The organism is Pseudomonas sp. WC2401 (assembly GCF_041200115.1).
Lineage (GTDB): Bacteria > Pseudomonadota > Gammaproteobacteria > Pseudomonadales > Pseudomonadaceae > Aquipseudomonas > Aquipseudomonas fragi.
The window spans coordinates 2,384,856-2,398,580 of sequence record NZ_CP165623.1 but is presented as its reverse complement, the minus strand read 5'-3'; the positions used below and the strand labels follow the sequence as shown (position 1 = coordinate 2,398,580).

Below are 13,725 nucleotides of genomic sequence, written 5' to 3'. Positions count from 1 at the left end.
GGAAACCACGCTCTCCAAGGAGGGATCAGTGACAATCCTTTTCCAAGCCTTTTGCGCTGCCGAGCGAGCCTGTCAATACTCCCGTCGGCACTGGATAATGTGTTTGTGCTCGACGCAGCAGCACAAAGTGCCTCAGCAGAGCAATGAGGATGCCTGCCAGACCACCGAGCACCACTCCCAACGCTACAATCAAAGTCTTCCTGGGCTTGACTCGGCCCAGAGGCTCCACAGCCTCACGATCAACAGAAACCAGCTTCAAATTGCTGAAATCCAGATTGGCCACGCCACCGAGACGCACAATTTCAGCGCGCAATGGCTCAACCCCACTCAAGAACAGATCTTCATTTTTGCGCTGTTTGAGCACCTCAACTTCACGGTTGCTCTGCAACAACTGCAGCTCACGCGCAATCTCGGCAATGCGTTCGGCGGTAAAATCATCCGTCTTGCGCTGCTGCAAGACCGCACGTTCGGCACCAAGTGCCTCTACACCCATGAAATACAGGGGTATCTGCTGGTTGTTGATTTCGGTGCGCATCACACTCGTTTCGCCAGGATGCGCCGTGTCTCCCAGGTTTGAAGGAGTTGTCGGCTTGCTAATGCCCAATGCCCTGGCGATGCCAATAGCTTCATCCAGCTGCGCCATTCGATCCTGGCGTCCGGTCTTGAGTTGCTGGCGAAGTGCCTTGACCTCGTCTTGCAACTGCGCGCGCTTGAGGTTATCAGCCTCCAGCAAGGTCGCGATCCGTACGTCTTTATCGGTTTCATAACTGGCACGCGCTGCGTCGAGCTTGCCCTTGAGCTCAGCCAGCCGATTAGTGACGATAACCTTCAGGTCTGCGGCAATTTGCTCGCGCTCGGCGGCAATGGCGTAATTTACAAAGCCATTGAGAATTTGTACGCCATCAACCCCTTGCGGATAGTTCAGTTCAAGCCCTATGAAGGCACCCAGGGAACCCGGTTTCTGGGAATCAGGCAGTTTGAGTTTCAGCGAACTGCGATCGAACTCCTCGAAGCTTTGCTCAAGTGTGCGCCCGGGTTGTTTGAATTGATTGAATAAGGCCTGGTGACTTTTGAAAAAGCCCAGTCGAGTGTCATAGGACTCAAGGGCTGAACCAACCTTCAACAAGGCTTCACTGGGAGGCAGGGTATAGACACCTGAGCGGTTGAGGGCATCCAGCTCATTGATCGCCGCCGGGCGCAGAGTGCTGCTGACTTGATATTCAGGCGTTGCCAGAAGTGCATAGCTCATGGCAATCAGAGTACAGAGCAACGTCGTAGCAATGACGATCGTTTTTTGCTGCCACACAGCCTGGAACAAGGCAAACAAGTCAGCCTCATTAGACAGCGGCCCAACGGGAACAGGGGTATTGCTACTCACAAACAAGGCCTGCCTTCATTATGAATCTGCGGGCTCGTCATGCAGAAATTTTTAAGTACGAGAGTTATCGTGGCTTTGACAATCAGGTTAACCATCACTGTAGACCTGACGAAGCATAAAAATTTCTGGCAATCGAGAACAGTGCGCATTCTGCCAACATTACCAAACAATACAACCCACCAGGCCTGTTGGGAATTGCCTAATCAAAGCACCTGATTGACCGGAAGGTGGCAGCCTTCCCACACTGCACACCGCCTTATACCTGAGCCTGCAATCGGCGCTTGAGCTTGCTCGCCTTGCGCTGGTAAGCAATAAAGCCCATTAACGGCCCAACCGCCATCCCCACCAGCAAGGCGCCAATAAAGAAAAACGATTGCGGCAGTTCAGGGGAGCGCCAACCCAAAAACATCAGTGCCGTGGGCTGCTGGTTTTCGAGGGTGAAAATCACGACCCCGAACATGATCAGCAGAGAAAACACCGCCAGCACTGCTCGTTTGACGTTACGCATCGGCAACTCCTGTTCCCTGAAGGTTAAATGTCGTCTTCCTCATCCTCGTTCACCCGGTCTCGCAGCTCTTTGCCCGGTTTGAAATGAGGCACAAATTTGCCATCCAGGCTGACCGACTGGCCAGTCTTTGGGTTACGGCCTACACGTGGGGCGCGGTAATGCAGGGAGAAGCTGCCAAAACCACGGATTTCGATACGATCCCCGGTCGCGAGGCATTGAGACATTTGTTCAAGCATGGTCTTGATGGCCAACTCCACATCCTTGGATGAGAGTAGCCCTTGATGGGTGACAATTCGTTCGATCAACTCCGACTTCGTCATATTTTTCCCTTCTTTTTCAAGCAGCTAGATCAGCGCTCCCAAGGTTTTAGCATGATCGAAAGAATTTGAACAGCCCAGGGATTGACTTATCTTCACAAGCCGCATAAGCACTGCAAATAACCGGCTCCACCACAAACAACCACAGCCATCAGGCCCATACCACCCCAGGCAGCGCACAGGCTACGCAGCGTCAGCGCCCGCCCTCACCCACAGCTAACTCCAGAACGAGCAACACGCACGCTTTTACAAGAGCTTGATAACCTCATACTCAAATCGCAGGCACAAAAAAGGGCGACCTAAGTCGCCCTTTTTCTATGGTCAATCAGAACTTAGTTCTGTTTTTCCATTTGTGCACGCAGCAGGTCGCCCAAAGTGGTCGGACCAGCAGCAATGTCAGAGGTAGCTGGCTTGTCGCGCAGGCTCTGGATTGCTTCTTTCTCTTCAGCATCATCTTTCGACTTGATGGAGAGTTGGATTACGCGGCTCTTGCGATCAACGCTGATGATCTTGGCTTCTACTTCTTCGCCTTCTTTCAGAACGTTGCGCGCGTCTTCAACGCGGTCACGGCTGATTTCGGAGGCTTTCAGAGTCGCTTCGATATCGTTGGCCAGAGTGATGATGGCGCCTTTAGCGTCAACTTCTTTCACGATGCCCTTAACGATTGCGCCTTTGTCGTTCTCTTGAACGTACTCGGAGAACGGATCGCTTTCCAGCTGCTTGATACCCAGGGAGATGCGCTCGCGCTCTGGATCAACAGACAGGATAACGGTGTCCAGCTCGTCGCCCTTCTTGAAACGACGTACGGCTTCTTCGCCCACTTCGTTCCAGGAGATGTCGGACAGGTGAACCAGGCCGTCGATGCCGCCGTCCAGACCAATGAAGATACCGAAATCGGTGATCGACTTGATGGTGCCGGAGATTTTATCGCCCTTGTTGAACTGGCCAGAGAAATCTTCCCATGGGTTAGATTTGCACTGCTTGATGCCCAGGGAGATACGACGACGCTCTTCGTCGATGTCCAGAACCATAACTTCCACTTCGTCGCCGACTTGTACGACTTTCGAAGGGTGGATGTTTTTGTTGGTCCAGTCCATTTCCGAAACGTGTACCAGACCTTCAACGCCTTCTTCCAGCTCTGCGAAGCAGCCGTAGTCAGTCAGGTTGGTTACACGCGCGGTAACGCGAGTGCTTTCTGGGTAACGAGCTTTGATAGCAACCCATGGATCTTCACCCAGTTGCTTCAGGCCCAGGGAAACACGGTTGCGTTCGCGATCGTATTTCAGAACCTTGACATCGATCTCGTCGCCAACGTTGACGATTTCGGAAGGATGCTTGATACGCTTCCAAGCCATGTCAGTGATGTGCAGCAGGCCGTCAACGCCACCCAGATCGACGAATGCGCCGTAATCCGTGAGGTTTTTAACGATACCTTTAACTTGCTGACCTTCTTGCAGCGATTCCAGCAGAGCTTCACGCTCGGCGGAGTTCTCTGCTTCAAGCACGCTGCGACGCGAAACAACAACGTTGTTGCGCTTCTGGTCCAGCTTGATGACCTTGAATTCCAGCTCTTTGCCTTCCAGGTGCGTAGTATCGCGCACTGGACGAACGTCAACCAGAGAACCTGGCAGGAACGCACGGATGCCGTTAACGTCGACAGTGAAGCCGCCTTTAACCTTACCGTTGATAACGCCCTTGACCACTTCTTCTGCTGCGAAGGCTGCTTCCAGAACGATCCAGCATTCAGCGCGCTTGGCTTTTTCACGGGACAGTTTGGTTTCGCCAAAGCCGTCTTCGACCGCGTCCAGCGCAACGTGAACTTCATCACCGATGTTGATGTTCAGTTCGCCAGCGTCGTTGTGGAACTGCTCCAGCGGGATGAGGCCTTCCGACTTCAAACCAGCGTGAACGGTAACCCAACCAGCTTGGTAATCGATATCAACGATGATAGCGGTGATGATCGAGCCAGCCTGAAGATTCAGGGTTTTTAGGCTTTCTTCAAAGAGTTCTGCAAAGCTTTCGCTCATTTTAATTCCTGTTGATCAAGGGCGAAGGAATACGCCCATCTGCCACATTCCAGACAATGTGGGTTACGTTCATATAAAAGAAGGCATGCAGGACTATTTCTGGTCTCCTGCACGCTTTCTTGGTCATCCAGCGATATCGCGAAGTGCGATTTCACTCATGATGCGTTCCAGCACCTGCTCGATTGACAACTCCGTGGAGTCCAGCTGTATGGCATCAGCCGCCGGTTTGAGCGGGGCTATTGCACGCTGCGTGTCACGCTCGTCGCGGGCACGAATCTCATCTAGCAGACCCGAGAGACTAACATCATCGCCCTTGGCCTTCAACTGCAAGTAACGGCGACGGGCCCGCTCCTCGGCGCTGGCGGTCAGAAAAACCTTCAATGGCGCATCAGGAAACACCACCGTACCCATATCCCGACCATCTGCAACCAGGCCCGGGAACTCCAGAAAGGCACGCTGACGCTGCAGCAATGCATCGCGAACAGCCGGCAAGGCCGCGACTTTCGAGGCTCCAGCCGCTACGGTCTCGCTGCGGATGGCGTGGGTCACGTCATCACCTTCCAGAATGATCCGTGCCGGCTTACCGTCCGTCGCGCCGATGAACTGAACATCAAGATGCGCCGCCAGTTTTTCCAGCAACGCCTCGTTATCCAGAGCAACGCCGTGATTACCTGCGGCAAATGCCAACAGGCGGTACAGAGCACCGGAGTCGAGCAAATTCCACCCCAGGCGCTTGGCCAGGATGCCAGCAACCGTGCCTTTGCCTGAACCGCTCGGGCCGTCGATGGTGATAACCGGTGCCGAAACCATCACGAGTTTGCCTCTTGAGCTACACGCATGCCCACTTGCTTGCACAGGGCAAGGAAGTTGGGGAACGAAGTCGCAACGTTGGCGCAATCATGGATACGGATTGGAGCGGTTGCGCGCAACGAAGCCACACTGAAGGCCATCGCGATACGGTGGTCGCCATGCCCATGAACCTCACCACCGCCGATGGAACCACCCTCAATAATGATGCCATCCGGGGTTGGCTCGCACTTCACACCCAGGCTCAGCAAGCCATCTGCCATTACCTGAATGCGGTCGGATTCCTTGACCCGCAACTCCTCTGCACCGCGCAGGATCGTGCGACCCTCGGCGACAGCGGCGGCCACGAACAGGACCGGGAATTCGTCGATTGCCAACGGCACCAGCTCTTCAGGAATCTCGATACCCTTGAGTTTAGCTGCGCGTACGCGCAAGTCAGCCACTGGCTCGCCGCCCACTTCGCGCTGGTTCTCAAGCGTGATGTCAGCCCCCATCAGGCGCAGGATATCGATAACGCCAGTACGGGTCGGATTGATACCGACATGCTCAAGCAGCAGGTCCGAACCTTCAGCAATGGAGGCGGCAACCAGGAAGAACGCCGAAGAGGAAATATCCCCCGGCACTTCAATATGGGTCGCTGTCAGCTTGTGGCCCGATTCAACCGAAGCCGTAGGACCATTAACCGTAACCGGGTAGCCGAAGCCTTGCAGCATGCGCTCGGTATGGTCGCGGGTTGGCGCTGGCTCGGTGACCGAAGTCTTGCCCTCAGCATACAGCCCTGCCAGCAACAGGCAGGATTTAACCTGGGCACTGGCCATCGGCAAGGTGTAGTCCATGCCCTTGAGCGCATGACCGCCGCGAATGGTCATCGGTGGACGACCTTCGGCAGCGGTTTCAATCACGGCACCCATTTCGCGCAACGGGTTGGCCACACGATTCATCGGGCGCTTGGTCAGGGATGCATCGCCGGTCAGGGTAGTATCGAAACTCTGCGCGGCCAGCAGGCCGGACAACAGGCGCATGGAGGTGCCCGAGTTACCCAGGTAGATCGGGCCCGGCGGCGCTTTCAAGCCGTGCAGGCCGACACCATGAATGGTCACGCGACCATGATGCGGCCCTTCAATCACGACGCCCATGTCACGGAACGCCTGCAGCGTGGCCAGGGCATCTTCACCCTCAAGGAAACCTTCCACCTCGGTCGTGCCTTCAGCCAATGAGCCGAGCATGATCGAGCGGTGGGAAATGGATTTGTCGCCTGGTACGCGGATCCGGCCAGTTACTTGACCACCAGGATTTGCCAAAAAAATCAGATCGTTGGAATTCATAGCGTCCACATATGCCCGGCGGGCCAGGATTTTACTGAAATGCTCGCGGGCAACCCGGGCGCGCGTAAAGACGCCCAGCAATTGATGCCCATCCCCTGCATCGACCGCGTCGCGCAAGGCGTCGAGATCACTGCGAAATGTATCCAATGTGCGCAGCACTGCCTCGCGGTTCGCGAGAAAAATGTCATGCCACATTACCGGGTCGCTGCCGGCGATTCTTGTGAAATCACGGAAGCCACCCGCTGCGTAACGGAAGATATCCAGATTCTCGTTGCGCTTGGCAAGAGAATCCACCAGCCCGAAGGCCAGCAAATGAGGCAAATGGCTGGTTGCCGCCAGCACCTCGTCATGTCGCTCGACCTGCATATGCTCGACGTCCGCACCCAGGGCGCGCCACATCGTATCGACCAGGGCCAGCGCAGCGGCATCGGTCTGAGCCACAGGTGTCAAGATCACCTTGTGGCGCTGGAACAGGCTGGCATTCGAGGCTTCGACGCCACTTTGCTCGGACCCGGCAATCGGATGGCCGGGCACGAAACGCGGCGGCATGCCACCAAAAGCCTGTGCCGCAGCGCGCACGACATTGCCCTTGGCGCTGCCTACATCCGTCAGCACCGCCCGGCCAAGGTCCATGCCCGCCAGAAGGCCGAGCATTTTTTCCATGGCCAGGATCGGTACAGCCAACTGGATCACATCAGCCCCCACACAGGCGGTCGCCAGGTCCGCTTCACAGCGGTCGACAACCCCCAGCTCTACAGCCAGGGCACAGGACTGAGGGTCGAGATCGACCCCGACCACCTCGGCACACAAACCGCTTTCACGCAGACCTTTGGCGAAGGAGCCGCCAATCAGGCCCAGCCCGACCACGACCAGACGCCCTATTACAGGCTTTACAGATTGCACAGACATTACATCAACCACGGGCAAGAACCTTGGACAGCGCCTCAAGCAGACGGATGTTTTCCGCCGGCAAACCAATTGTGATACGTAAATGGTTGGGCATGCCGTAGTTGGCCACCGGGCGCACGATCACACCTTCGCGCAGCAGCCCCTGATAGACGGGACCCGCCACCTGACCAAGATCCACCGCGATAAAGTTGCCCCGGGACGGAATCCAGCCCAGGCCCAACTGACGAAAACCATCCTGCAGCTGCTGCATGCCGGCTTCGTTCAGGCGACGGCTTTGCGCCAGGTAATCGATATCCTGCAGGGCCGCACAAGCCGCCGCCAGCGCCAGGCTGTTGACGTTGAATGGCTGGCGGACCCGGTTGAGCACATCGGCCACCACCGCCGTCGACAGCCCATAACCCACGCGCAACGCAGCCAGGCCATAGGCCTTGGAGAAGGTACGGGAAACCAGCAGGTTTGGATAAGCCGACAGGAACTCCAGGCCATCAGGCAGATCACCGCCCTCTGCGTACTCGATATAGGCTTCGTCCAGCACCACAAGCACATGCTCGGGCACGTCCTGCAAAAATTCGTTCAGCGCATCGACGCCAAACCAGGTGCCGGTCGGGTTGTTCGGGTTGGCAATAAAGACCACCCGGGTATCAGCATCGATGGCTGCCAGCATGGCAGGCAGGTCATGCCCCCAATCCCTGGCCGGCACGACGCGGGCCTGGGCACCTGCCGCCTGGGTCACGATCGGATACACGGCAAATGCATGCTCACTGAACACTGCATTCAGGCCAGGCGCCAGGTAGGCACGCGCCACCAGCTCCAGGATGTCGTTGGAGCCATTACCCAGGGTGACCTGGTCTAGCTCAACACCGCACTGCCCGGCCAACAGGCTTTTCAAGGCAAAACCATTGCCATCCGGGTAACGCGTCAATTCGGCCAGCTCGGCACGAATGGCTTCCAGCGCCTTGGGGCTGGCACCCAAAGGGTTTTCATTGCTGGCCAGCTTGACGATGGTCGCCGGATCCAGATCCAGCTCACGCGCCAGTTCGTCCACAGGCTTGCCCGGGACATAAGGCGAAAGTTGTTGCACGCCCGGCTGCGCCAGGGCGAGGAAATCACCGCTCATGTTTTATCGCCTCAGAGAACCGCTTTCGGGTAGGAACCCAATACTTTAAGCGCTACGGCTTCTTGACTGATCTGTTCAAGGACACTTTTGACCAACGGGTCGCGGTGATGGCCAGCAAAGTCGATGAAAAACACATAGGTCCATTTACCGCTACGCGAAGGACGCGTCTCAATGCGCGTCAGATCGATCCCGTTTTCATGGAACGGCACCAGCAGCTCATGCAGAGCGCCCGGACGGTTGCTCATCGATACAATGATCGAAGTCTTGTCATCGCCAGTTGGCGGCACTTCCTGACTGCCAATCATCAAGAACCGCGTGGAGTTGTCCGGGCGGTCTTCAATTTTTTCGGCCAGGCGCGTCAGACCATACAGGCCCGCAGCCATATCACCGGCAATGGCGGCAGAGTTCCACTCACCCTTGACCCGCTTGGCCGCTTCGGCATTACTCGACACCGCAATGCGCTCGACATTCGGGTAATGCGCATCCAGCCATTTGCGGCACTGGGCCAGCGACTGGGCGTGGGAGTAGATGCGGCTGATGCTGTCTGTCTTGGTGTTTTCGCCGACCAGCAGGTGATGGTGGATGCGCAGCTCAACTTCGCCGCAAATCACCATGTCATGCTCAAGGAAGCTGTCGAGGGTGTGGTTGACTGCGCCTTCGGTGGAGTTTTCCACCGGCACCACGCCAAAATTCACCGCACCGGCAGCCACTTCACGGAACACTTCGTCAATCGCAGCCATAGGCTTGCTGATGACCGCATGGCCAAAGTGCTTCATGGCCGCCGCCTGGGTAAAGGTGCCTTCCGGGCCCAGATAAGCCACTTTCAGCGGCTGCTCCAGCGCCAGGCAAGAAGACATGATTTCGCGGAACAACCGCGCCATTTCTTCATTACCCAACGGGCCCTTGTTGCGCTCCATGACGCGCTTGAGCACCTGAGCCTCACGCTCAGGCCGGTAAAAGACCGGCACTTCGCCCTCAGCCAGCGAGGCCATCTTGACCCGCGCCACTTCCTGGGCACAACGTGCCCGCTCGCTGATCAGCTCCAGGACTTTCTCGTCCAGGCTGTCGATACGCAGGCGCAGGGCCTTGAGTTCTTGCTCGGACATTAGCCGTGTTCCTTTTCGAACTCTGCCATGTAAGCCACCAGCGCATTGACTGCATTGATGTCCACGGCGTTATAGATCGAAGCGCGCATGCCACCCACGGAGCGATGCCCCTTGAGGTTGAGCAGCCCGCGTGCTTCAGCGCCTGCCAGGAATGGCTTATCGAGACGATCGTCCGCCAGACGGAACGGTACGTTCATCCACGAGCGATCAGAGAGGTTGATCGGGTTGCTGTACAGCCCGCTGGCATCGATGAAGTCGTACAAGGTACGTTTTTTCACTTCATTGAGCTTGCCGATCGCCTCGACACCGCCCTGCTCTTTCAGCCATTCGAACACCAGGCCGGACAGGTACCAGGCCAGGGTTGGCGGCGTGTTGTACATCGAGCCGTTGTCGGCCGCGACCTTGTAGTCGAGCATGGTCGGGCAGATCGAACGCGCACGGCCCAGCAGGTCTTCACGAATGATGTTGACCACGATGCCGCTTGGCCCGATGTTTTTCTGGGCGCCGGCGTAAATCATGCCGAAGCGGGATACATCGACCGGACGCGACAGGATGTCCGAAGACATGTCAGCAACCAACGGCACATCGCCGGTTTCCGGGATCCAGTTGAACTCCAGACCACCGATGGTTTCGTTTGGCGCGTAATGAACGTAGGCCGCGTCCTTGGACAGGTTCCACTCATTCTGACCAGGAATCGCGAAGTAATCGTAAGGCTTGGCCGTGGCTGCCACATTGACGTGACCGAAGCGCGAAGCCTCTTCAATAGCCTTCTGCGACCAGATACCGGTATCGATGTAATCCGCCGAGCCATTTTCAGGCAGCAGATTCAGTGGAATCTGGGCAAATTGCTGGCTGGCACCGCCTTGCAGAAACAGGACTTTGTAGTTCGAGGGAATAGACAGCAGGTCGCGCAGATCCTGCTCAGCCTTGGTCGCAATGGACACGAACTCATCGCTGCGATGGCTCATTTCCATGACCGAGAGGCCCTTGCCATGCCAGTCGAGCAACTCGGACTGGGCACGCAACAGGACAGCTTCAGGTAGCGCAGCAGGACCTGCGCAGAAGTTATAGGCTCGTTTGCTCACTTCCACTCTCACTCTGATTTGGTGATCACGCAATAAATCAACTCTCGACACTGTGTTCTTTACAGGAGCAGACATGCCCCTCAGTGTCGCAAACTTTCATACCGGACATACAACAAGGGGGCGAATTCTCATCCGCCCCCTGTGTGTCCGCTTATTCCTGCGGTTCTTCGTCAGCGCCAGCCTCTAGCGGCTGCTCGTCGTCGGCGCCATCGTGGATGGCCTCACCGTCGAACTCTGCACCGCCTTCGCCCTCACCTTCGAGCTCATCGCCTTCCACTTCCGAAGGCTCCTGAACCCGCTCAAGCCCTACCAGCGTTTCATCGCTGGCCAGCTTGATCAAGGTGACGCCCTGGGTGTTTCGACCCAGGCTCGACACTTCGTCGACCCGCGTACGCACCAGGGTGCCCTGATCCGAAATCAACATGATTTCTTCACCGTCCTGCACCTGAACCGCACCGACCAGACGACCGTTACGCTCGTTGCTGACCATGGCTATAACGCCCTGACCGCCACGCTTGTACTCAGGGAACTCGCTGATCGCCGTACGCTTGCCATAACCACGCGCCGAAGCGGTGAGGATCTGGCTGCCTTCTTCAGGGATCAACATCGAAATCAGCTTCTGTCCTTCAGGCAGACGCATGCCGCGCACACCGCGGGCAGTACGACCCATGGCACGGACATCGGACTCCTTGAAGCGAGTCACCTTGCCACCATCGGAGAACAGCATGACTTCACGCTCGCCATCGGTGATCGCGGCGCTGATCAGCACATCGCCTTCGTCCAGCTCCAGCGCGATCAAGCCTACGCTGCGCTGACGGCTGAAGGCTTCCAGCGGGGTCTTCTTCACGGTGCCGTTGGCGGTCGCCATAAAGATGAAGTGACCTTCGGTGTATTCCTCGACCGGCAGCATGGTGGTGATGTATTCACCCTCATCCAGCGGCAGCAGGTTCACCAGCGGACGACCACGGGCCGCACGCGACGCTTCAGGGATTTCATAGGTCTTGAGCCAGTACACCTTGCCCTTGCTGGAGAACAGCAGCAGCGTGGTGTGGCTGTTGGCAACCAGCAGGTGAGCGATGTAGTCCTCATCCTTGACGCCAGTAGCCGATTTACCTTTACCGCCACGACGCTGAGCCTGGTACGCAGCCAATGGCTGGGTCTTGGCATAGCCACCGTGGGAAATGGTCACGACGCGCTCTTCTTCCGGGATCATGTCGCCCAGAGTCAGGTCAAGACGGTGATCAAGGATTTCGGTGCGGCGCACATCGCCGTATTCGGCACGAATGACTTCCAGCTCCTCACGGATCACTTCCATCAGGCGCACAGCGCTGTTGAGGATGCGGATCAGCTCACCGATCTGGTTGAGGATTTCCTGGTACTCGGCCAGCAGCTTCTCATGCTCAAGACCGGTCAAACGGTGCAGACGCAACTCAAGGATGGCCTGGGCCTGTTCTGGCGACAGGAAGTACTTGCCGTCACGCAGACCGTATTGCGGATCGAGGTTTTCCGGGCGGCACGAATCGGCACCGGCGCGCTCAACCATTGCCACTACCGCAGTCGACTCCCAAGGGGTGCTGATCAGCGCTTCCTTGGCTTCGGACGGGGTTGGCGAGGCCTTGATCAACGCGATCACCGGATCGATGTTGGACAGGGCAACGGCCTGGCCTTCAAGGATGTGGCCACGCTCACGGGCTTTGCGCAGTTCAAAAACGGTACGACGGGTAACCACTTCGCGACGGTGACGCACGAAGGCTTCCAGCAGATCCTTGAGGTTCAGGATGCGTGGGCGACCATCGATCAACGCAACGATGTTGATACCGAAAACACTTTGCAGCTGGGTCTGGGCGTAAAGGTTATTGAGAATAACCTCCGGCACTTCACCGCGGCGCAGCTCGATCACTACGCGCATGCCGTCCTTGTCGGACTCGTCGCGCAGCTCGGTGATGCCTTCGAGCTTCTTCTCTTTAACCAGCTCGGCGATCTTTTCGATCAAACGCGCCTTGTTCAGCTGGTACGGCAGCTCGGTGATAACGATTTGCTGACGGCCACCAACCTTGTCGATGTCTTCGATCATCGAGCGGGCACGCATGTAAATGCGGCCACGACCGGTGCGATAGGCTTCGATAATGCCGGCACGACCGTTGATGATGGCTGCGGTCGGGAAGTCCGGGCCCGGGATGAACTGCATCAGCTCATCGATGCTCAGTTCCGGGTTGTCGATCAGCGCCAGGCAGCCGTCGATGACTTCGCCCAGGTTGTGCGGCGGAATATTGGTGGCCATGCCCACGGCGATGCCGCTGGAACCGTTGACCAGCAAGTTGGGAATGCGTGTCGGCATGACGGCCGGGATCATTTCCGTGCCGTCGTAGTTCGGCACCCAGTCCACGGTCTCTTTGTGCAAGTCGGCCAGCAGCTCGTGGGCCAACTTGGTCATGCGCACTTCGGTGTATCGCATGGCCGCAGCGTTGTCGCCGTCGACCGAACCGAAGTTGCCCTGACCGTCTACCAGCAGGTAGCGCAGGGAGAATGGCTGAGCCATTCGAACGATGGTGTCGTAAACAGCAGTGTCACCGTGCGGGTGATACTTACCGATAACGTCACCGACCACACGGGCAGATTTCTTGTACGGCTTGTTCCAGTCGTTGTTCAGTTCGCTCATCGCAAACAGCACACGCCTGTGCACGGGCTTCAAGCCATCGCGCGCATCAGGCAGTGCCCGCCCGACAATTACGCTCATTGCGTAGTCGAGGTAGGACTGTTTCAGCTCGTCTTCGATATTGACCGGGAGGATTTCTTTGGCCAGTTCGCCCATGAGAAGCCTGATTCCTTTTTCGGGTGAAACTTCGCCACATCCATTCGGGACGAACGAAGCTCGCCGCCGCTGGCCACGTGCCACGCAACGACTTACGACAAATCAACAAGTTATGTCACGGATTTGCGCAGTAAGGGCAACCCTTGCGGGCCACCCTGGAAACCGCCGAATGTTATCACAATCGCCGCCACGCACCTATCCCTCAGATGCGCATGGAGCGTAGTAATTGCGACGCTTGTCGGCGTGAAGGGGCTCAGAGGGACTCTGAAGGCAATTTGAAGGCTCGGCAACCAATCCTGCGGGGCGCTACGAGAGCAACACCTTGCGTAGCAGC

The 13,725-nt window shown here is 57.1% G+C and carries 10 protein-coding genes; all 10 read right to left on the bottom strand.

The window, feature by feature from the left end; translation table 11 throughout:
- Positions 1-25: 25 nt before the first annotated feature.
- Positions 26-1,327: a Wzz/FepE/Etk N-terminal domain-containing protein gene (locus AB3G35_RS10915; protein ID WP_134050446.1), complete on the bottom strand. Its 1,302-nt coding sequence runs from the start codon at positions 1,325-1,327 to the stop codon at positions 26-28.
- Between the two features lie 307 nt (positions 1,328-1,634).
- Entirely contained in the window at positions 1,635-1,886 is a 252-nt protein-coding gene (locus AB3G35_RS10910; protein ID WP_134050444.1) for a lipopolysaccharide assembly protein LapA domain-containing protein, read from the bottom strand.
- Positions 1,887-1,909: 23 nt separating this feature from the next.
- Entirely contained in the window at positions 1,910-2,206 is a 297-nt protein-coding gene (ihfB, locus tag AB3G35_RS10905; RefSeq protein ID WP_003447108.1) for an integration host factor subunit beta, read from the bottom strand.
- Between the two features lie 329 nt (positions 2,207-2,535).
- On the bottom strand, positions 2,536-4,230 hold the full coding sequence (gene rpsA / locus AB3G35_RS10900; protein ID WP_016780248.1) for a 30S ribosomal protein S1: 1,695 nt from the start codon (positions 4,228-4,230) through the stop codon (positions 2,536-2,538).
- A 123-nt stretch (positions 4,231-4,353) separates the two neighbouring features.
- The gene (gene cmk, locus AB3G35_RS10895) at positions 4,354-5,040 is read right to left on the bottom strand and encodes a (d)CMP kinase (RefSeq protein ID WP_083369851.1); all 687 of its coding nucleotides are present in this window, start codon (positions 5,038-5,040) and stop codon (positions 4,354-4,356) included.
- Positions 5,040-7,271, bottom strand: coding sequence for a bifunctional prephenate dehydrogenase/3-phosphoshikimate 1-carboxyvinyltransferase (locus AB3G35_RS10890; RefSeq protein WP_106116283.1), 2,232 nt, complete (start codon positions 7,269-7,271; stop codon positions 5,040-5,042). The genes cmk and AB3G35_RS10890 overlap by 1 nt, the downstream gene beginning before the upstream one ends.
- 4 nt (positions 7,272-7,275) lie before the next feature.
- Positions 7,276-8,388, bottom strand: coding sequence for a histidinol-phosphate transaminase (hisC, locus tag AB3G35_RS10885; RefSeq protein WP_369782653.1), 1,113 nt, complete (start codon positions 8,386-8,388; stop codon positions 7,276-7,278).
- Positions 8,389-8,399: 11 nt separating this feature from the next.
- Positions 8,400-9,494 (bottom strand): prephenate dehydratase, encoded by a 1,095-nt coding sequence (gene pheA, locus AB3G35_RS10880; protein ID WP_016780245.1) that lies wholly within the window; start codon positions 9,492-9,494, stop codon positions 8,400-8,402.
- A complete protein-coding gene (gene serC, locus AB3G35_RS10875; RefSeq protein ID WP_106116325.1) occupies positions 9,494-10,579 on the bottom strand; it encodes a 3-phosphoserine/phosphohydroxythreonine transaminase in 1,086 nt (361 codons plus the stop codon). Before serC ends, pheA begins: the two co-directional genes overlap by 1 nt.
- A gap of 151 nt (positions 10,580-10,730) precedes the next feature.
- A complete protein-coding gene (gene gyrA / locus AB3G35_RS10870; protein WP_016780243.1) occupies positions 10,731-13,391 on the bottom strand; it encodes a DNA gyrase subunit A in 2,661 nt (886 codons plus the stop codon).
- Positions 13,392-13,725 lie beyond the last annotated feature (334 nt).

Bases quoted from the DNA above. Each gene is read 5' to 3' on its own strand.
- cmk (WP_083369851.1), bottom strand. From the start codon at position 5,040: ATGGTTTCGGCACCGGTTATCACCATCGACGGCCCGAGCGGTTCAGGC.
- rpsA (WP_016780248.1), bottom strand. From the start codon at position 4,230: ATGAGCGAAAGCTTTGCAGAACTCTTTGAAGAAAGCCTAAAAACCCTG.
- gyrA (WP_016780243.1), bottom strand. From the start codon at position 13,391: ATGGGCGAACTGGCCAAAGAAATCCTCCCGGTCAATATCGAAGACGAG.
- AB3G35_RS10890 (WP_106116283.1), bottom strand. From the start codon at position 7,271: ATGTCTGTGCAATCTGTAAAGCCTGTAATAGGGCGTCTGGTCGTGGTC.
- hisC (WP_369782653.1), bottom strand. From the start codon at position 8,388: ATGAGCGGTGATTTCCTCGCCCTGGCGCAGCCGGGCGTGCAACAACTT.
- ihfB (WP_003447108.1), bottom strand. From the start codon at position 2,206: ATGACGAAGTCGGAGTTGATCGAACGAATTGTCACCCATCAAGGGCTA.
- pheA (WP_016780245.1), bottom strand. From the start codon at position 9,494: ATGTCCGAGCAAGAACTCAAGGCCCTGCGCCTGCGTATCGACAGCCTG.
- AB3G35_RS10910 (WP_134050444.1), bottom strand. From the start codon at position 1,886: ATGCGTAACGTCAAACGAGCAGTGCTGGCGGTGTTTTCTCTGCTGATC.